This window comes from Peterkaempfera bronchialis, assembly GCF_003258605.2.
Taxonomy (GTDB): Bacteria; Actinomycetota; Actinomycetes; order Streptomycetales; family Streptomycetaceae; genus Peterkaempfera; species Peterkaempfera bronchialis.
The window spans coordinates 4,504,770-4,523,058 of the sequence record NZ_CP031264.1 but is presented as its reverse complement, the minus strand read 5'-3'; the positions used below and the strand labels follow the sequence as shown (position 1 = coordinate 4,523,058).

General features: G+C 72.7%; 16 protein-coding genes, 1 pseudogene and 1 riboswitch. Of the genes and pseudogenes, 7 read left to right on the top strand and 10 right to left on the bottom strand.

Annotated elements, in window-relative coordinates; translation table 11 throughout:
* Positions 1 to 90 precede the first annotated feature (90 nt).
* The gene (locus tag C7M71_RS20190; RefSeq protein WP_111493733.1) at positions 91 to 1,395 is read right to left on the bottom strand and encodes an extracellular solute-binding protein; all 1,305 of its coding nucleotides are present in this window, start codon (positions 1,393 to 1,395) and stop codon (positions 91 to 93) included.
* Between the two features lie 322 nt (positions 1,396 to 1,717).
* Here C7M71_RS20190 and C7M71_RS20185 point away from each other — a divergent pair, with 322 nt between their 5' ends.
* From C7M71_RS20185 to C7M71_RS20170, 4 genes are all read left to right on the top strand, one after another.
* Positions 1,718 to 2,524, top strand: coding sequence for a GntR family transcriptional regulator (locus C7M71_RS20185; RefSeq protein WP_111493731.1), 807 nt, complete (start codon positions 1,718 to 1,720; stop codon positions 2,522 to 2,524).
* Between the two features lie 210 nt (positions 2,525 to 2,734).
* On the top strand, positions 2,735 to 3,013 hold the full coding sequence (locus C7M71_RS20180; RefSeq protein ID WP_111493729.1) for a DUF3311 domain-containing protein: 279 nt from the start codon (positions 2,735 to 2,737) through the stop codon (positions 3,011 to 3,013).
* The gene (gene mctP / locus C7M71_RS20175; RefSeq protein WP_111493727.1) at positions 3,010 to 4,644 is read left to right on the top strand and encodes a monocarboxylate uptake permease MctP; all 1,635 of its coding nucleotides are present in this window, start codon (positions 3,010 to 3,012) and stop codon (positions 4,642 to 4,644) included. The genes C7M71_RS20180 and mctP overlap by 4 nt, the downstream gene beginning before the upstream one ends.
* Positions 4,645 to 4,728: 84 nt before the next feature.
* Positions 4,729 to 5,499, top strand: coding sequence for a histidine phosphatase family protein (locus C7M71_RS20170; protein WP_114914455.1), 771 nt, complete (start codon positions 4,729 to 4,731; stop codon positions 5,497 to 5,499).
* Positions 5,500 to 5,503: 4 nt separating this feature from the next.
* Here the strand turns inward: C7M71_RS20170 and C7M71_RS20165 are convergent, their stop codons facing one another.
* Positions 5,504 to 6,463, bottom strand: a complete 960-nt coding sequence (locus C7M71_RS20165) for a helix-turn-helix domain-containing protein (RefSeq protein WP_111493166.1) — start codon at positions 6,461 to 6,463, stop codon at positions 5,504 to 5,506.
* 271 nt (positions 6,464 to 6,734) lie between these two features.
* Between C7M71_RS20165 and C7M71_RS20160 the strand changes: the two genes are divergently transcribed.
* The 3 genes from C7M71_RS20160 (at position 6,735) to C7M71_RS20150 (ending at position 10,981) form a co-directional block, all read left to right on the top strand.
* Complete coding sequence (locus tag C7M71_RS20160) at positions 6,735 to 7,232, top strand: GNAT family N-acetyltransferase (RefSeq protein WP_111493165.1); 498 nt, start codon at positions 6,735 to 6,737, stop codon at positions 7,230 to 7,232.
* Between the two features lie 84 nt (positions 7,233 to 7,316).
* Positions 7,317 to 7,431: riboswitch (cobalamin riboswitch) on the top strand.
* 155 nt (positions 7,432 to 7,586) lie between these two features.
* Positions 7,587 to 9,971 (top strand): ribonucleoside-diphosphate reductase subunit alpha, encoded by a 2,385-nt coding sequence (locus tag C7M71_RS20155; RefSeq protein WP_111493164.1) that lies wholly within the window; start codon positions 7,587 to 7,589, stop codon positions 9,969 to 9,971.
* Positions 9,971 to 10,981, top strand: a complete 1,011-nt coding sequence (locus C7M71_RS20150; protein WP_175607715.1) for a ribonucleotide-diphosphate reductase subunit beta — start codon at positions 9,971 to 9,973, stop codon at positions 10,979 to 10,981. The genes C7M71_RS20155 and C7M71_RS20150 overlap by 1 nt, the downstream gene beginning before the upstream one ends.
* A gap of 87 nt (positions 10,982 to 11,068) precedes the next feature.
* Here the strand turns inward: C7M71_RS20150 and def are convergent, their stop codons facing one another.
* The 8 genes and pseudogenes from def to C7M71_RS20110 all read right to left on the bottom strand — a co-directional run bounded on the left by def (position 11,069) and on the right by C7M71_RS20110 (position 18,280).
* Positions 11,069 to 11,689 (bottom strand): peptide deformylase, encoded by a 621-nt coding sequence (def, locus tag C7M71_RS20145; protein ID WP_111493163.1) that lies wholly within the window; start codon positions 11,687 to 11,689, stop codon positions 11,069 to 11,071.
* 115 nt (positions 11,690 to 11,804) lie between these two features.
* Positions 11,805 to 12,779, bottom strand: coding sequence for a tetratricopeptide repeat protein (locus C7M71_RS20140; RefSeq protein ID WP_111493162.1), 975 nt, complete (start codon positions 12,777 to 12,779; stop codon positions 11,805 to 11,807).
* Positions 12,780 to 12,926: 147 nt separating this feature from the next.
* Positions 12,927 to 13,142 (bottom strand): biotin/lipoyl-binding carrier protein, encoded by a 216-nt coding sequence (locus C7M71_RS20135; protein WP_111493161.1) that lies wholly within the window; start codon positions 13,140 to 13,142, stop codon positions 12,927 to 12,929.
* A 128-nt stretch (positions 13,143 to 13,270) separates the two neighbouring features.
* Positions 13,271 to 14,560 carry an HD-GYP domain-containing protein gene (locus C7M71_RS20130; RefSeq protein WP_407675996.1) on the bottom strand — a complete coding sequence of 430 codons (1,290 nt, stop codon included), beginning with the start codon at positions 14,558 to 14,560 and terminating at the stop codon, positions 13,271 to 13,273.
* Between the two features lie 65 nt (positions 14,561 to 14,625).
* Positions 14,626 to 16,146 carry an HD-GYP domain-containing protein gene (locus tag C7M71_RS20125; protein WP_407675995.1) on the bottom strand — a complete coding sequence of 507 codons (1,521 nt, stop codon included), beginning with the start codon at positions 16,144 to 16,146 and terminating at the stop codon, positions 14,626 to 14,628.
* A gap of 208 nt (positions 16,147 to 16,354) precedes the next feature.
* The gene (gene rsrA / locus C7M71_RS20120) at positions 16,355 to 16,678 is read right to left on the bottom strand and encodes a mycothiol system anti-sigma-R factor (protein WP_111492369.1); all 324 of its coding nucleotides are present in this window, start codon (positions 16,676 to 16,678) and stop codon (positions 16,355 to 16,357) included.
* Entirely contained in the window at positions 16,675 to 17,406 is a 732-nt protein-coding gene (locus C7M71_RS20115; protein ID WP_111492382.1) for a sigma-70 family RNA polymerase sigma factor, read from the bottom strand. Before C7M71_RS20115 ends, rsrA begins: the two co-directional genes overlap by 4 nt.
* A 218-nt stretch (positions 17,407 to 17,624) precedes the next feature.
* Positions 17,625 to 18,280, bottom strand: a pseudogene (locus tag C7M71_RS20110) (alpha/beta hydrolase family protein).
* Between the last annotated feature and the right edge of the window lie 9 nt (positions 18,281 to 18,289).

Here is an 18,289-nt window from a genome sequence, read left to right as displayed (position 1 = left end):
TCTTCTCTCTGCCCTGCGCCGTGCTGCTGGCGTGGCGGCGCCGTCCGCCGGCTCACCTGGCGGTGAGCGGGCGGACGGCGCCGCGTGGTGTCACTGCTTCTGCGACAGCCGCTTGTTGATCTCGTCGTCGTACTTCTTGGCCGTGGCCGCGTAGTCCTTGCCCTGGAGGACGGCGGTCATAAAGCCCTTGATCGGGTTGGGGTCGTTCTCCACGGCGGCCCACTCCGGGATGCTCGGGGTGGTGGCGCCGGAGGCGGACGCCTCGATGGCGGCGACGGCGAACGGGTTGTCACTGGCCTGGGAGTTGAGCGACGGCCGGTTGGGGATGATCCCGGCCTCCTTGGCCATCTGGCCCTCGAACTGGTCGGAGAGGGCCAGCTTCAGGAAGCCCTTGGCCAGCTCGGGGTTCTTGCTGTTCGCCGAGATGGCCAGGTTGGAGCCGCCGAGGAAGACACCGGAGGGCTTGCCGGCCTGCTTGCCCGGCAGCGCGAAGTAGCCGATGTCGTCCTTGAGGGCGGCGTTCTTGGCGACCGCGCCGCCGGCCTCCCAGCCGAGGCCGATCATCGCGCCGATGTCGCCCTTGGCGAAGACGTCGGACTGCTGCGGGGTCGCCTCGTCCTTGTCCTTGGGGGCCTTGCTGAAGCTCTGGAGCTTGGCGTAGGTGTCGAAGCCGGCCTTGGCGGCGGGGCTGGAGAGCGCGCCGACCCACTTGTCGCCCTGGAGCTGGGCGATCGAGCCGTTCTCGCTGATCACCAGGCCGAAGTAGGTGTACCACTCCTGGCCGGGCAGGTAGAGGGCCTGGCTGACGCCGGGGGTCTTGTTGAGCTTCTCCAGGTCGGCGTAGAACTCGTCCAGGCTCTTGGGGGTGTCCTTGATCCCGGCCTTGGCCCACAGCTTCTTGTTGTAGATCACCACGCGGTTGGTGAAGTACCACGGGGCGGCGTACTGCTTGCCGTCGTAGACGGCCGCCTTGTTGAGGTTCTCCGCCCAGTCGTCACCGCCGAGCGACGCCTTGTCGGCGGTGAGGTCCAGCAGGCCGCCGGTGGCCGCGTAGCCGGCGGTCTGGGTGTTGCCCATCTCCAGGACGTCCGGCGGGTTCTCCTCGGAGAGGGCGGTGGTGACCTTCTGGCCGATGCCGTTCCACTGCTGGACCTCGACCTTGAGCTTGGCGCCCGGGTACTGCTTCTCGAAGGCGGCGGTCAGGTCCTTGGTCCACCCGTCGGGGTTGGAACCGCTCATGAACCAGACGGTGAGGGTCTTGCCGCTGTAGTCGGACGCCTTCGCGCTGGACTTGCCCGAGTCACCGGACTTGGGCTTGTCACCGTCCGAACTACACGCCGCGATACCGACCACCATGGCCGCGACACCGACTGCCGCGATGAGCTGACGCTTCACGCCATCCTCCTGGATGCCCGAGGTTTCCCCCGCCACGGGCGGCGACGACCTTCGGTGGCAAGGTGAGGGAGTCGCTGGGCCCGACATGGTTCGGGGACTATGCTGTGCGCATTGGTTTAGACCAATGCCTTGGAGCTTGGCCTAGACCAATGACAGTGTCAACGCCTCGGCGGGAATCGGCGGCAGCCGTTACCAAGCCGACATCCGGCCAACGTCATCACGTGATGCGCCGGACCCTGGCACGGCGAGAACATGCCACCATGAGTGCTGACAGGACGCGGAGGACCAGGTGACGGCAGCAGGTCAGGGAGTGACAGCGGCGATGACCACCGAAGCGGAACCCGGAGAGCCGCCGACCGCGACACCGGCGCCCGAGGTCGCGGAGGTCGCGGAGGTCCCGGAGATCGCGGACCGGCCTGCCGCACGGGTGCCCAAGTACTACCGGTTGAAGAAGCACCTGCTGGAGATGACCGACACCCTCCCGGCCGGCACACCGGTGCCGCCGGAGCGCACCCTGGCCGCCGAGTTCGACACCTCCCGCACCACCGTGCGCCAGGCCCTCCAGGAGCTGGTGGTCGAGGGCCGCCTGGAGCGCATCCAGGGCAAGGGCACCTTCGTCGCCAAGCCCAAGGTCGCCCAGGCGCTGCAACTGACCTCCTACACCGAGGACATGCGCGCCCAGGGGCTGGAGCCCACCTCCCGGCTGCTGGAGGTCGGCTACATCACCGCCGACGACCGGCTCGCCGCGCTGCTGGACATCAAGCCCGGCGGCCGGGTGCTGCGCATCGAGCGGCTGCGGCTGGCCAACGGCGACCCGATGGCCATCGAGGCGGCCCATCTGTCCGCCAAGCGCTTCCCGGCGCTGCGCCGCAACCTGGTGAAGCACAGCTCGCTGTACGCCGCGCTGCGGGAGGTCTACGACGTCACCGTGGCCGAGGCCGAGGAGACCATCGAGACCTCGCTGGCCACACCCCGCGAGGCGGCCCTGCTCGGCTCGGACGTCGGCCTGCCGATGCTGCTGCTCTCCCGGCACTCGTACGACGCGGCCGGCGAGCCGGTGGAGTGGGTCCGCTCCCTCTACCGGGGCGACCGCTACAAGTTCGTGGCCCGCCTCAAGCGGCCCGAGTAGGACCCGCGCGGGCGGAAACGCCCACGTGGCATATGTCCGGTTCCGTTCCATCACTACGGGGGATTTCGGCCAGGCATTGATGACATGAACAGCGCGATGACCTAGATTCCGGCCGTCAGACCTGCCGATCGCCCGTGGCGTCGCTCGGCGGGCACGGGGGGTGACCTCCGTGTCGCGGCGCCACGGGTGCTCCCGACGCCGGAGCCGCTCATGACCGAGACACCGCAGGCCCAGGCACCGCCGGGCCGCCTTCCGATCGTCACCCCCTCCCGGGTGGCGGCCGGGCTCTGCCTGGCCGCACCGTTCGTCGCCACGCTGTGGGTCTCCTCGTACGCCCGGACCGGGCCGGAGCTCGGCGGGGTGCCCTTCTTCTACTGGTACCAGCTGCTCTGGGTGCCGATCTCCACCGTGCTGACCTTCACCGCCTATCTGCTGGTCCGCCGTGAGGCGCGGCAGCGCAAGGCACTGCCCGGGGGTGACGGGCAGTGAAGGACGGCGTCAACACCCCGGCCCTGGTCGTCTTCGCGCTCTTCTTCGCCGCGGTCACCGTGCTGGGCTTCCTGGCGGCGCGCTGGCGCCGGGCCGACAATGCGCTCCACCTGGACGAGTGGGGGCTGGGCGGCCGGTCCTTCGGCACCTGGGTCACCTGGTTCCTGCTGGGCGGCGACCTCTACACCGCGTACACCTTCGTCGCCGTCCCGGCGCTGGTCTACGGCGCGGGGGCGGCCGGGTTCTTCGCGGTGCCGTACACGATCATCGCCTATCCGCTGGTCTTCGTCTTCCTGCCCCGGCTCTGGTCGGTCTCGCACCGGCACGGCTATGTCACCCCGGCCGACTTCGTACGCGGACGCTATGGCTCGCGCGGGCTGTCGCTGGCGGTGGCGCTCACCGGCATCCTCGCCACCATGCCGTACATCGCGCTGCAACTGGTCGGCATCCAGGCCGTGCTGGATGTGCTGGGGGTGGGCGGCGGCGCCGACGCCAACTGGTTGGTCAAGGACCTGCCGCTCTTCATCGCCTTCGCGGTGCTGGCCGCCTACACCTACTCCTCCGGCCTGCGGGCACCGGCGCTGATCGCCTTTGTCAAGGACACCCTGATCTATCTGGTGATCATCGTCGCGGTGATCTACATCCCGATCCGGCTGGGCGGCTACGGCCGGATCTTCGACTCCGCCGCGCAGAAGTTCTCCACCGTCAACCCGGCCACCGGCAAACCGCTGGGCGCGCTGGTCAGCGCCCCCAACGCCCAGTGGGCATACGCCACGCTGGCGCTGGGCTCGGCGCTGGCGCTCTTCATGTACCCGCACTCGGTGACCGGCGCGCTGGCCGCCAAGTCGCGGGACACCGTCCGCCGCAACACCGCCATCCTGCCCGCCTACTCGCTGATGCTGGGCTTCCTGGCGCTGCTGGGCTTCATGGCCATCGCGGCCGGCGTCGGCTCCGGGGTCAAGGGCTACAACGCGCAGTTGGCGGTGCCGCAGCTCTTCGAGGACATGTTCCCCGACTGGTTCGCCGGTGTGGCCTTCGCCGCCATCGGCATCGGGGCCCTGGTACCGGCGGCGATCATGTCCATCGCCGCCGCCAACCTCTTCACCCGCAACGTCTACAAGGAGTTCCTGAAGCCGGACGCCACCCCGGCGCAGCAGACCCAGGTCTCCAAGCTGGTGTCGCTGGTGGTCAAGGTGGGCGCGCTGGCCTTTGTGCTCACCATGGACAAGCAGTTCGCCATCAATCTGCAACTGCTGGGCGGCATCTGGATCCTGCAGACCTTCGTCTCCATCGTGGCCGGGCTCTTCACCCGCTGGTTCCACCGCTGGGCGCTGCTCGCCGGCTGGGCGGTCGGCATGGGGTACGGCACCTGGAAGGCGTATGGCATCGCGTCGCCCACCACCCGGCACTTCGGCGGCAGCTCCGCCGCGATCCCGGTGATCGGCGAGATCGGCTACCTCGGCCTCACCGCCTTCGTCCTCAACCTGCTGGTCGCCGCAGTGCTGACGCTGGTGCTGCGGGCCTTCGGGGCGCCCGAGGGCGCGGACGAGACCGTGCCCGCCGACTACACCGCCGAGGCCGGCGAGCCCCGCGTGGTGGAGGAGAAGCCCCTGGCCGCCCCGGCGGGCTGACCACTCCGGCTGCGCACCGGCCGCCGCCTCCGCGACACTGGGGGCGGCGGTCTGGTCGGCGCGGCACGCTCGGAGGGGGCAGCGATGGGGTACGAGGGGCGGCTGCCGGCCGCGCTGGTCGCCGTACGGCACGGCGAGTCCACCGCCAACGCGGCATTCGCCGCCGCCGAGGCGGCCGGTGCCACCGAGGTGGCCATCACCAGCCGGGACGCCGACATCCCGCTCACCCCGCTCGGCCGGCGGCAGGCCGCCGCGCTCGGCCGCAGGATGGCCGCGCTGCCGGCCGGGCAGCGGCCGCAGAGCGTCTGGTGCTCCCCGTACGAGCGGGCCCGGCAGACCGCCGGGGAGATCCTCGCCGAGCTGGGCAGCACCTCGGGCAGCGGGCCGGGCAGCGCGCCGGGCAGCGCGCCGGGCGACGGGCCGGGCAGCACGTCGAGCGGCGGGCTGCCGGTGCGGTACGACGAGCGGCTGCGCGACCGGGAGCTGGGCGTCCTGGAGATGCTCACCGCCGCCGCGATCGACGCCCGGCACCCGGCGGAGGCGGCCCGGCGGCGCAGGCTCGGCGAGCTCTACTACCGGCCGCCGGGCGGCGAGTCCTGGGCCGATGTGGCGCTGCGGCTGCACAGCCTGCTGGCCGACCTGGCCGAGCGGGAGGCCGGGCGGCGGGTGCTGCTGGTCTGCCATGACGCGGTGGTGCTGATGCTGCGTCACATCCTGGAGGAGCTGGACGAGTCCGCACTGCTCGCGGTGCACCGGGCGGAGGGGCCGCTGCGCAACGCCTCGGTGAGCGAGTGGCGACTGCGGGACGGGCGGCTGCGGCCGGTCTGCTTCAACGACACCGCGCATCTGGCCTGAGCCCTCAGTCCACCGGGGACGGCCCCCGGAAGGTCCGCCGGTAGGCCAGCGGCGTGGTGCTCAGCCACTTCCCGAAGTGGTGCCGCAGCGCCGCCGCGTTGCCGAATCCGGTGGCGGAGGCGATGGCGTCCACCGTCTCGTCGGTGGACTCCAGCATCCGCTGGGCCTGGAGCAGCCGCTGGCCGACCAGCCAGCGGTGCGGGGTGGTACCGGTCTCCTGCTGGAAGCGCCGGGCGAAGGTGCGCGGCGACATATGGGCGCGCGCCGCGAGCCGGTCCACCGTGGCCTCCTGGTCGAGATGGTGGCGCATCCAGTCCAGCAGCCCGGCCAGCGAGTCGCCCTCCGCCTCGGGCAGCGGCCGCTCCACATACTGGGCCTGGCCGCCGTCCCGGTGCGGGGCGACCACCATCCGGCGGGCGATGGCCCGGGCCACCTCGCTGCCCTGCTCCTGGCGGACGATGTGCAGGCAGGCGTCGATCCCGGCGGCGGTGCCGGCCGAGGTGACCACCTGGCCCTCGTCCACATAGAGCACATCCGGCTCCAGGGTGGCCAGCGGGAAGCGGGCGGCCAGGTCGTCCACATGCCGCCAGTGGGTGGTGCAGCGGCGGCCGTCCAGCAGCCCGGCGGCGCCCAGCAGATACGCCCCGGAGCAGATGGAGAGCACCCGGGCGCCCCGCTCCACGGCCTGCCGCAGCCCCAGCAGCAGCTCCGGCGGGTAGCCCTCGCGGCGGTGGGAGGCGACCGAGATCACCAGGTCGGCGGAGGCCAGCCGCTCGGGCCCATGCGGGACGTCGATGGTGAACCCGGCATGGGTGCGGATCGGGCCGGGCCGGTCGGAGGCCACCGCGAAGTCGTACACCGGCAGCCCCTGCTCGCTGCGGTCCAGCCCGAAGACCTCGCAGGCCACCCCCAGTTCAAAGGGGTGCGCCTCCTCCAGAACCACCACCACGACGTCCTTCAGCATGGCGCCCAGCCTCCCCGATGGCAGGATTTCGCGCAAGAGTGGCACCACTGCCACTCGATGCACATGCATAGAAGCCCCAGAGTGGAGCCATGGAGACCACACTCGCCATCCTGGCCACCGTGGGCGGCTTCGGCCTGCTCGGCCTGCTCGTCGGACTGGACGCCAGGCATCACCGCACCGTCGGCGGCCACCGCCCCGGCGGCTACCCGCAGGACCCCGCTCCCGGCGACTGCCCTGCCAACCACTGGCGGCCCTCGGTCACACTGGGCGCATGGACATCGTCGTACGGACCGCACACCCGGAGGAGTTCGACCAGGCGGGCCGGATCACGGTCGACGCCTTCGTCGGCGACGGCCACACCCCGGCGGGCGGCGAGTACGCCCGACGCCTCCTCGACACCCGCACCCGTGCCGCTGAGGCCGAACTCCTCGTCGCCGTCGACCCCGGCGCCGGAGGGACACTCCTCGGCTGCGTGACCTTCGCCCTCCCCGGCACCCCCTGGGCGGACATCGCCCGACCCGACGAGGGGGAGATCCGGATGCTGGCGGTGGCGCAGGCGGCGCGCGGCCGAGGCGCCGGCGAAGCCCTCGTCCGGGCGGCCATGGACCGGACCCGCGCACACGGGCTGCCGCGCATGGCGTTCTCCACCGAACCGGGCATGCGGACCGCCCACCGGCTGTACGAGCGACTGGGCTTCCGGCGGGCCCCGGAGCGCGACTGGACGCCCGTCCCCGGCGTCGACCTGTGGGTCTACGCGGCGGTTCTGTGACGCTCCGCACCCTGCCGCTGCACCGACCGGATTCGCCACGCGCCACAAGATGTGGGGGTGCATCACAGCGCCGCCACTAGATGTATGCTCATGTCCGCTGTCGATGCAGGGGAACCCGGTGCGAATCCGGGGCTGCCCCGCAGCGGTGTGCGGGCATCCGCCCGCGAGTCCGGATACCTGCCGACAGCCCGCTTGGCGCACCAGAGAAGGCGCCGAGCGGTGGACGTCCGGGCCTCGCGGGTGGGTCGGGGACGCAGCGCGCGACACCGTGCGGCCGAGAGGCCCCGGGCGTGCGCGAGCGCTCCCTGCCCCGCGTGGTCCCGGTGGCCCTCATGCCGGAGGAGAGAGAGCGCCTTGACCATCGCTGCCCCAGCAGAAGCTGCCTCAGCACTCCTGGACCGGGACGAACCCGGCACCGCGCTGCTGCGGATCCTCACCGACTCCAGTGCCGACCTTCCCCAGGTGGACCCCGGCCGGGTCGCCGCCGCCGCACTGCGCGGCCGGCACGCCGGATCCGACTTCGCCGAGCTGCGCTCCCTCGCCGTGGACGCCGCAGCCGCGCTGATCGCCGACGACCCGCAGTACTCCCGACTGGCCGCCCGGCTGCTCGCCCGGGAGATCGCCGACGAGGCCGTCGGCCAGGGCGCGGTCTGCTTCGCCGCCTCCATCGAGGTCGGCCACCGCGAGGGCCTGATCGGCGACGCCACCGCCGCCTTCGTCGCCCGGCACGCCGCCGCCCTGGACGCCCTGATCGACCCCGAGGGCGACGACCGCTTCGAGTACTTCGGCCTGCGTACCGTCCAGTCCCGCTATCTGCTGCGGCACCCGATCACCCGGCAGGTGATCGAGACCCCTCAGCACTTCCTGCTGCGGGTCGCCTGCGGGCTGACGGTCGGGGAGGGCGAGCAGTCGGTGGCGGAGGTCGCGGAGTTCTACCGGCTGATGAGCCGGCTGGACTACCTGCCCTCCTCCCCCACCCTCTTCAACTCCGGCACCCGGCACCCGCAGATGTCCTCCTGCTACCTGCTGGACTCCCCGCTGGACGAGCTGGACTCCATCTACAACCGCTACGCCCAGATCGCCCGGCTCTCCAAGCACGCCGGCGGCATCGGCCTCTCCTACAGCCGCGTCCGCTCCCGGGGCTCGCTGATCCGGGGCACCAACGGCAAGTCCAACGGCATCGTGCCGTTCCTGCGGACGCTGGACTCCTCGGTCGCCGCCGTCAACCAGGGCGGCCGGCGCAAGGGCGCCGCCTGCGTCTACCTGGAGACCTGGCACGCCGACATCGAGGAGTTCCTGGAGCTGCGCGACAACACCGGCGAGGAGGCCCGGCGCACCCACAACCTCAACCTGGCGCACTGGATCCCCGACGAGTTCATGCGCCGCGTCGAGGCCGACGCCGACTGGTCGCTCTTCTCCCCCTCCGACGTGCCCGAGCTGGTGGACCTCTGGGGCGCCGACTTCGACGCCGCGTACGCCAAGGCCGAGCAGGCGGGCAAGGCCGTCCGCACCATCCCCGCGCGCACCCTGTACTCCCGGATGATGCGCACCCTGGCGCAGACCGGCAACGGCTGGATGACCTTCAAGGACGCCTCCAACCGGGCCGCCAACCAGACCGCGCTGCCCGGCCGCACGGTGCACTCCTCCAACCTCTGCACCGAGATCCTGGAGGTCACGGACGACTCCGAGACCGCCGTCTGCAACCTCGGCTCCATCAACCTCGCGGCGCACCTCGCCGAGAACCCCAGCGGGCTGCTGGACGCGATGGACTGGGAGCGGCTGGACGCCACCGTGCGCACCGCCGTCACCTTCCTCGACCGCGTGGTGGACATCAACTTCTACCCGACCCCGGAGGCGGGCACCTCCAACGCCCGCTGGCGCCCCGTCGGCCTGGGCGCCATGGGCCTCCAGGACGTCTTCTTCCGGCTCCGGCTGCCCTTCGACTCCGCCGAGGCCAAGCGGCTCTCCACGCTGATCGCCGAGCGGATCATGCTGGCCGCGTACGAGACCTCCTGCGACCTGGCGGAGCGGCTCGGCCGGCACGCCGCGTACGGGGAGACCCGGGCCGCGCGCGGGCAGCTGCACGTCGACCACTTCGCCGACGCCGCCCCGCACTGGACCGACCGCTGGAACGACCTGCGCGCCCGCATCGCCGAGACCGGCCTGCGCAACTCGCTGCTGCTGGCCATCGCCCCGACCGCCACCATCGCCTCCATCGCGGGCGTCTATGAGTGCATCGAGCCGCAGGTCTCCAACCTCTTCAAGCGCGAGACGCTGAGCGGGGAGTTCCTCCAGGTCAACCCGTATCTGGTGGCCGACCTCAAGGCCCGCGGCCTGTGGACCGCCGCCACCCGCGACGCGCTGCGCGCCGCCAATGGCTCCGCCCAGGAGATCCCCGGCCTGCCCGCCGACCTGACGGCGCTCTACCGCACCGCGTGGGAGCTGCCGCAGCGCGCCCTGATCGACATGGCCGCCGCCCGCACGCCGTACCTGGACCAGAGCCAGTCGCTCAACCTCTTCATGGCGGCGCCCACCATCGGCAAGCTCAGCTCGATGTACGCCTACGCGTGGAAGTCCGGCCTGAAGACCACGTACTACCTGCGGTCCCGCCCCGCGACCAGGATCGCCCAGGCCGCCGCCGGCACCACCGCCGTCATCCCCGCCCCCACCACGGAGGAGCAGGCCGCCGCCGTCGCCTGCTCCCTGGAGAACCCCGAGTCCTGCGAGGCCTGCCAGTAATGACCACCCAGAAGAACCTGCTCGACCCGGGCTTCGAACTCACCCTCCGTCCGATGCGCTACCCGGCCTTCTACGACCGCTACCGGGACGCCATCAAGAACACCTGGACCGTGGAGGAGGTGGACCTCCACTCCGACGTGGCCGACCTGGCGAAGCTCAGCGACGGCGAGCGGCACCTGCTCGGCCGGCTGATCGCCTTCTTCGCCACCGGCGACTCCATCGTGGCCAACAACCTGGTGCTGACCCTCTACAAGCACATCAACTCGCCCGAGGCGCGGCTCTACCTCTCCCGGCAGCTCTTCGAGGAGGCCGTCCACGTCCAGTTCTATCTGACCCTGCTGGACACCTACCTCCCCGACCCGGAGGACCGCACCGCCGCCTTCGCCGCCGTGGAGAACATCCCCTCCATCCGGGAGAAGGCCCAGTTCTGCTTCCGCTGGATGGACTCCGTCGAGAAGCTGGACTCGCTCCAGACCAAGGCCGACCGCCGCCGCTTCCTGCTCAACCTGATCTGCTTCGCGGCCTGCATCGAGGGGCTGTTCTTCTACGGCGCCTTCGCCTATGTCTACTGGTTCCGCAGCCGGGGCCTGCTGCACGGGCTGGCCACCGGCACCAACTGGGTCTTCCGCGACGAGTCCATGCACATGGAGTTCGCCTACTCGGTGGTGGACACCGTCCGCGAGGAGGAGCCCGACCTCTTCGACGAGGAGATGGGCCGCCAGGTCACCACCATGCTGGAGGAGGCCGTGGAGGCGGAGCTCCAGTTCGCCCGCGACCTGTGCGGCGACGGCCTGCCCGGGATGAACACCGACTCCATGCGGGAGTACCTGGAGTGCGTCGCCGACCAGCGGCTGGTCCGGCTCGGTCTGGCCCCGCGCTATGGCTCGGCCAACCCCTTCGGGTTCATGGAGCTCCAGAACGTCCAGGAGCTGACCAACTTCTTCGAGCGCCGCGTCTCCGCCTACCAGGTCGCGGTCGAGGGCTCGGTCTCCTTCGACGACGACTTCTGACCGTCGCCGGCGGGGCATGACCGACAGGGCAGGAGACAGGAGCGGGGGCGGCCGGACGACCGGCCGCCCCCGCCTGCCCGTCCCGGCTCAGTCGTTGGGGACGGTGGCGTACCGGGGGGTGGACTCGGCCATCTGGCGCAGCGCGTCCTTGCGGTCGCGCTTGGAGAGCCGGTCGATGTAGAGGTAGCCGTTCAGGTGGTCGGTCTCATGCTGGAGGCAGCGGGCGAAGAAGCCGGTGCCCTCGATGCGGATCTCCTTGCCGTCCCGGTCCTGCCCGGTGACGGCGGCGTAGTCGGGCCGGGCCAGGTCGGCGTAGGCGCCGGGGACGGAGAGGCAGCCCTCGGGGGACTCGTCCAGCAGCCGGCGGGAGGCGTCCAACTCCTCCAGCACCGGGTTGACGATGTGTCCGACATGGCGGACGCCCTCGTCGTCGGGGCAGTCGTAGACGAAGACCCGGGTGCCGACGCCGATCTGGTTGGCCGCCAGGCCGACGCCCTCGGCGGCGTACATGGAGACGAACATGTCGTCGATCAGGGAGGCCAGGTCGGCGTCGAAGGCGGTGACGGCCTCACAGGGGCGGTGCAGTACCGGGTTGCCGACGACGGTGATCGGCCGGACCGTGCCCCGGGTGGTGTCCGGCTCCTCGCCGACCACCTTCACCGGCTCCGCCGGGGTCTCGGCCGTCTCGTGCTCGTGCTGCTCCGCCATCGCTGTTCCGCTTCGTCTCTCTGGTGCCGGCAGGGGGTGTGCAGCACCAAGCGTACGGCCCCGGGGCCGGGCGGCGCCCCTTACCTGCACCACGGCGCAGGCAAGGCACCGTGCGCTAGCAGACCTCTTCGAGGTCGCGGTAGGCGCGGGTGCTCGGGCCGGCGGCGGCCCAGCGGTCCAGCAGCGGCCGGACCAGGTCGGCGGGGGCCGCGATGCCGCACTCGCGCTCGGCGATCCAGGAGAGGCCGTCGCCCCGGTGGCTGAGGTGGCTGAGGTGCCCGGGGTGGGCGGCGTCGCCGTCGTCGTGCGGGTCGTGGTGGTCGGCGCTGCCGTCGTCGGTGTCCATCCGGCTCTCCGAGCAGGCCCGGCAGAGCAGCCGTACGGAGGAGGTCCAGTCCTCGGCGGCGTAGCCCGCGTCGGCGACCAGCCGTTCCAGGGCGTCGCGGTCGGGCTCGGTGGCGGCCTGGAGCAGCACCACATGGGTGGGCACCGGTGAGGGGGCCCAGAGCTCGATCTCGTCGAAGACCGGGTAGGCCACGCCGTCGGTGACGCGTTCGCCGTGCGGGGCGCCGTCGTGCAGCACCACCTCGCCCCAGCGGCGGCCGGAGGAGGGCAGCGGGATGGAGAGCACCTCGACCCGGGCCGGGTCCAGCCGGCGGCCCCAGACCACCTCGGACTCACCCTCGGGGGAGAGCCGGACCGGCGTGGTGCCGAAGTCCAGCCGCACCGGGCCCTCTCCGGCGGGCACCCGCAGGCCGTACGCCTGCCAGGCGCGGCGGGCCAGCGGCCAGTCCTGGAGGGCGGTGGCGGCTATCCCGACGTTCCACCAGTCGGGGGCGCCCTGGTCGCGGTCGAGCAGGGCGACGGCGCGCAGCCCTGCGGCGCGCGCCTGCTCCCAGTCGCGGCGGAACTTGTGCAGCAGCGCGAGGTTGTACCAGGAGTCGGAGAGCCACGGCTCCAGGTCGGCGGCCATCACCAGCAGGGCCCCCGCGTCCTCGTAGCGCCCGTTGCCGATGAGCGTGAAAGCCCGGTCGGTCGTCTGCCGCCAGGTGGCGGACGGCCGGTGCCTGGTCCGGTGGAAGATCCTCACGTCATGCCTGCCGATGTCCTCTGGTCGGTCCGTCTGCCGCTGTGCCGTTGCCGTGCTGCCGCTGTGCCGTTGCCGTGCTGCCGCCGGGCCGGTCGTTGCCGGCTCGGTGCCGCCCGCCCGCACAGTACGGCGGGCCGCGCCGGTGCGCTATGCGATAACCGCGAGCAGATCCCCCTCCTGGACCTCGTCGCCCGGCGCCACATCGACCTTGGCCACGGTCCCGGAGGTACCGGCGACCACCGGGATCTCCAGTTTCATCGCCTCCAGGATCACCACCGCCTCACCGGCACGCACCACATCGCCCTCGGAGACTCTGATCTCCCGGACGCTGGCCACCAGTTCCGCCTCTATGCGCTCGCCCATGACGGCTCCTTGCCCGATTCCTCGCCCACGATGCGTCCACACCGCGCGGGCCTCGGCCCGCGGGGGCCTCGTCGTGCTCCTCCCACTCTGTCGCCGCATCCAACCACGCGGAAAGTACCCCGCGCCGGTTACCGCCGGGTTCCCCGGGGGCATCCGCCGGCGCACACCAGGGCGAGCGCCTCGACGACCCGGGGGTCGTACTCGCGTCCGGTGTCCAGTCGCAGCCGCTCCAGCGCCTCCAGCCGCCCGGCCAGCCCGGGGTCGCCGCTGACCAGGTCGTCATAGGCGTTGGCGGCCCGGATGATCCGGGAGGCCGGGGGCAGCCCGGGGTCGCGGGCGCCGTCCGGGGTGCGGTACGGCTCCGCCTGCCGCTCCACGAAACCGGCCACCTCCGGCGGCACCCCGGTGTGCCGGATGACCTCGCTGCCCAGCCGGGCGATCCGGCGCTGCTCGGCCTGCGGCAGCAGCGCGGTGGCGCCGCCGGGGACGGGCTCGACCAGGGAGAGCTGCCCGATGTCGTGCATCAGGGCCGCGCACTCCAGCAGCAGCAGGTCGTGTTCGCGCATGCCGAGCCGGCGGCCGACCGCCCGGGAGAGCGCGGCGACCCGGCGGCTGTGGCCGGGCAGGGTGTAGCCGGCCACCTCGGTGGCGCGGGCCAGCGAGGCGACGCTCTGCCGGTGGGTGGTGCTGGTGGCGCTGTAGCGGCGGAAGGAGAGCTGGGTGAGGAGCAGCGGGGCGGAGAAGACCGGTAGCGCCCAGAGGCCGACCTCGCCCGCGCCGAGGCTGATCACCAGGCCGGTGGCGGCAATCGCCGAGCCGATGCCCAGCAGGGCGCGCAGTTCGTCGCGGAGCGCGGGGCCGAACCGCCGCCCGGTGCGGGCGCTGTGCAGGGCGGCGGCCAGCACCACGTCGCAGAGCGCGGCCAGTACGGCGACGGCGGCCAGCAGCAGGCCGTACTGGGCGCCTCGGGTGGTGATCCGGTCCAGCGCTCCGGAGTTGTAGAGCGGCTGGAAGAGGGTGGCGGCGAAGCCGGTGGTGAGGATGCGGCGGGCGATCTGGTCGGGCTGCGGGGCCCGGCGCCGGGCGGCGTACGGCAGCAGGCCGAGCAGTCCGGCGATGGTGGTCACGGCGACCACCTGGAGGACGCCCTGGTCGGTGGGGAGGCCGCGCAGCGGGCCGAGCAGGGCGTAGGCGAGGGCTCCGGCGGCGCCGATGGGGGCCTGCTCGCGGTCGCCGGGCAGGGTGATCCGGACGGCCTCGCCGACTGCGATCAGGGCGCCGAAGGCGAGTGCGGTGCGTGCTTCGGAGAGCCCTTGGGCGAGCACTCCGGCGGCGGAGACCAGCAGCAGGGTGGCGGCGGCGGCGTGTACGGCGCCCACCGGGTAGCGGTGCACGGGCGCCGCTGGGTGCGGCCGCACGGTCGGCGCGGGCCGGCGGCGCCGGACGGCGCGGTAGAGCGGCCGCCGCACGGCCGGCTGGGCGCTCACCGCTGCCCCGGCGCGGGGGCGGGCACGGAGGCGGAGGTCTGCGCGGGCGTGGGGGCGGGCGAGGGCGGGGCAGGCGTCGGCTCGGGGGGCGGTTCGGGCGCGGGGAGGCCGAGGGGGATGTCGGGGACCTCCCCGGCGTAGCCGCCGGGCGGCGGTTCCGCCGGCCGCCAGCCGTGCGTGGCGACGGCGCTGACCAGGGCCCGTACCATCCGGGGGTCGAACTGCGTCCCCGCGCAGCGCCGCAGCTCCGCCACCGCCTCGGGCACCGGTCGGCCGCGCCGGTAGGAGCGGGTGGAGGTCATGGAGTCAAAGGCGTCGGCGACCGCGATGACCCGGGCGAACTCGGGGATCTGCGTCCCGGCGAGCCCATACGGGTAGCCGCGCCCGTCGATCCGCTCATGGTGGTGCAGGATTCCCGCCCTGGCCTCGCCGAGGAAGCCGATGCCGCGCACCATCTCATGGCCGTACTCCGGGTGGAGTTCGACGGCCCGCCGCTCCTCGGGGGTGAGCGGACCGTTTTTGCGCAGCAGCGGCGTGGGCACGCCGAGCTTGCCGACGTCATGCAGGATTCCGGCGAACCGCAGCGAGTGGATGCGATCCTCGGCCATGCCGATCTCGCGGGCGATGAGCACGGCGGCGCGGCCGACGCGTTCGCTGTGGCCCCGGGTGTACTCGTCCTTGATCTCCACGGCCTGCACCAGGGCCCGCACGGTGGCGCGGTGGGCGGCCTGCTCCCGGTGGTACTGGGCGTGCACCCAGCAGGAGACGGAGAGCGGCAGCAGCGCCAGCACGGCGGCGAAGGCACCGTACGGGCCCTGCCAGAGGGCCGCCATCATCAGCGCCACCAGGCCGTGCGCCAGGCAGGGCACGAGGCTGCGCACCAGCAGGGCACGCCAGACGGAGGCCGGGCGGGGCGGACGGTCGGCGAGGGCCGTGATCAGGCCCAGCAGCACGCCGTTGACCAGGCAGAAGGAGGTGGCGGCGGCAGCGGCCGGGAGCAGCGCGCCGGGGAAGCGGGCGCCGAGCAGCAGCCGGGGGCCGTCCAGCAGCCGGAAGGCGGCGGCGGCGGCGAAGGCGGAGAGGGCCAGCTGGGCCGCGTTCCACAGCCGGTGCACCCGGCGCGGCGGCGGCACCCGGCCGAGCAGTGCGCCGGGCGCGGCGGCCAGCGCGGCGGCGGCCGGGGGCAGCAGCAGTGCGCCGACCAGCAGCACGGGGAGGAAGGCGCCGGTCGCCGCGGCGTCGGCCCGGGACCGGCCGGGCCCTGCCTCCCCGAGGGCGGCGGCGGTGGCGGCGGGGATGGGCGGGCCGTCGGGGCGCCGCCGGGTCCACCAGCCGTGGGTGAGCAGGTCGCACCCCGCGTACAGCAGGGCGAGCACGCCGATCCGGGTCCAGGGGACCGCCGCTCCCGCCCAGTGGGCGGCGGCGGAGCGCTGCTGGAGGGGCGGCAGGAGCGGCAGCAGGCAGAGCAGCGCCGCCGGTACCACCGCGCTCAGGCAGACCCGGGCGGCGGGAGGCAGCGTGACGCCGCGCTCGGTCTCCGCAGGATCGGCAGCGATGACGGCCTCCGTACCGGGTCGGGTACGGCGGCCCCGGTGACGCGGACCGCCCGCCACGGAGGATAGGGGGCGGGCGGTGAATGCACGGGCGGCTCGGCGGATTACCGCGCTCGGCGCAGCCGGATTCCCACGTTCGGGTGACACCGGCCGGTCGGGACGCCCCCGGGGGTCACTCCTGCGTGACCCGCTCCTGCGGGGCGGCCTCGGCGGCGGCGGCCAGGGGGGTGTCGGCGCGCTGCGCGGAGCGGATGGAGTCGATCCGGGCCAGGACCTTGCCGCGCAGGTCGGTCGGGGCCGAGTCGCAGCCGCAGGACCGCTTGATCAGTGCCTTGATGGCCTGTTCCAGACCGTACTTCTCCAGGCATGGCGAGCACTCCTCGAAGTGCTGCCGGAGCTTGGCGCAGTCGCCCTCGTCCATCTCGTTGTCGAGGTACTCGTAGAGGTGGTCGAGCACCTCTCCGCAATCCGTCTCATGCGGGTTACCGCAGCTCATGTGCCCGAGCCTTTCCCCTCGTCCCCCGCACCGGCCCCGCTGCCCGCCGGGACCAGCCCGCGGTCCCTGGCGTAGTCCTCCAGCAGCCCGCGCAGCTGGCGGCGGCCCCGGTGGAGACGGGACATCACGGTGCCGATGGGGGTACCCATGATGTCGGCGATCTCCTTGTAGGCAAAGCCCTCGACATCCGCGAGATAGACCGCGATGCGGAACTCCTCCGGGATGGCCTGAAGGGCCTCCTTGACATCGCTGTCCGGGAGGTGGTCCAACGCCTGGGCCTCGGCCGAGCGCAGGCCGGTCGACATATGCGACTCGGCGCGCGCCAACTGCCAGTCCTCGATCTCCTCGGCGCCGGTCCGCTGCGGCTCGCGCTGCTTCTTGCGGTAGGAGTTGATGAAGGTGTTGGTGAGGATCCGGTACAGCCACGCCTTGAGGTTGGTGCCCTCGCGGAACTGGTGGAAGGAGGCGTACGCCTTGGCGAAGGTCTCCTGGAGGAGGTCCTCGGCGTCCGCAGGGTTGCGCGTCATCCGCAGCGCGGCGGAGTACATCTGGTCCAGGTAGCCCAGCGCATCGCGCTCGAACCGCTCGCGGCGGGAGTCCTCGGACTCCGCAGCGGACGCGCGGAAGGTCTCCTCGCCGATGGCGTCGGCGAGCTCCTCTCCGCTGAGCTCCCGGTCTGCGTGCTCCGCAGCCCCGGTGTCATGCTCGGTCCCGGCGACCGGACCCACCTCCTCGGCGTTGCGCGGCCGGCCCACGATGGTCCGACCCGAAACGGAGGATATCGGGCCGGGGGTCTTCTCGCCCGCGACAAGCCACTCCGACCAGAGGACGGCGGGATCGCCCGACCTCTCCTCGCGCCGCTCGGGGCAAGCGATCGAGCCCATGGGCACTGCCTTTCCACCGACGTGTGTACCGACGTCCGCACACAACCCCGGCGGGGGCCGGTTCATTCCCGGCCCGCACTCATCCGCAGCGCCCAGGCGCCCACCGCCCCGGTGATCACGGCCAGTGCCTCCTGCCCGGTCACGGCGCCGCGCTTGGGCACCGCGAAGCCGTGGTCCGCGCCGGGGACGGTGACCAGCTCGGTCCCGGCGGGCAGGTCCGGGAACTCCTCCGGCCGTCCGAAGGGGTCCCGCGCTCCCTGCACCACCAGGGTCGGCAGCTCGGCCCCGGTCAGCTCCTCCGCTCTGCTCCTCTCCGGTTTCCCCGGGGGATGCAGCGGAAACGCCAGCGCCACAACTCCTGCGGCGCCGCTCGCCCGCCCCGTACGGCACGCCACCCGGGCCCCCGCGCTCCGCCCGCCCACCAGCAGCGGAACGCCCTCGCCGGCCAGCTCCTCCACCACCGGCAGCCACCCGGCGTCCAGCGTCCTCGGCGCGGGCGCGACCCTGCGGCCGGCCACCCGCCAGGGCTGCTCCACCAGCGCGACCGTGATCCCCAGCGGCGGCAGGGCGGCGGCCACGGCCTGAAGGTCAGGCGCCTCCACCCCGCCCCGGCCCCATGCCCCAGCGCCACCACCGCCCGCTGCTCCCCCACCGCCCGATACCACCCGACCCGCGCCTCCCCCACCGGCGTCCGGACCGTCGTGTGCTCCGCTTCCACGGCGCCTCC

What these genes read in the sequence shown, in the direction of transcription:
- C7M71_RS20185 (WP_111493731.1), top strand. Translation starts at nt 1,718, where the DNA reads ATGACCACCGAAGCGGAACCCGGAGAGCCGCCGACCGCGACACCGGCG.
- C7M71_RS20180 (WP_111493729.1), top strand. Translation starts at nt 2,735, where the DNA reads ATGACCGAGACACCGCAGGCCCAGGCACCGCCGGGCCGCCTTCCGATC.
- C7M71_RS20170 (WP_114914455.1), top strand. Translation starts at nt 4,729, where the DNA reads ATGGGGTACGAGGGGCGGCTGCCGGCCGCGCTGGTCGCCGTACGGCAC.
- C7M71_RS20165 (WP_111493166.1), bottom strand. Translation starts at nt 6,463, where the DNA reads ATGCTGAAGGACGTCGTGGTGGTGGTTCTGGAGGAGGCGCACCCCTTT.
- C7M71_RS20160 (WP_111493165.1), top strand. Translation starts at nt 6,735, where the DNA reads ATGGACATCGTCGTACGGACCGCACACCCGGAGGAGTTCGACCAGGCG.
- C7M71_RS20150 (WP_175607715.1), top strand. Translation starts at nt 9,971, where the DNA reads ATGACCACCCAGAAGAACCTGCTCGACCCGGGCTTCGAACTCACCCTC.
- def (WP_111493163.1), bottom strand. Translation starts at nt 11,689, where the DNA reads ATGGCGGAGCAGCACGAGCACGAGACGGCCGAGACCCCGGCGGAGCCG.
- C7M71_RS20135 (WP_111493161.1), bottom strand. Translation starts at nt 13,142, where the DNA reads ATGGGCGAGCGCATAGAGGCGGAACTGGTGGCCAGCGTCCGGGAGATC.
- rsrA (WP_111492369.1), bottom strand. Translation starts at nt 16,678, where the DNA reads ATGAGCTGCGGTAACCCGCATGAGACGGATTGCGGAGAGGTGCTCGAC.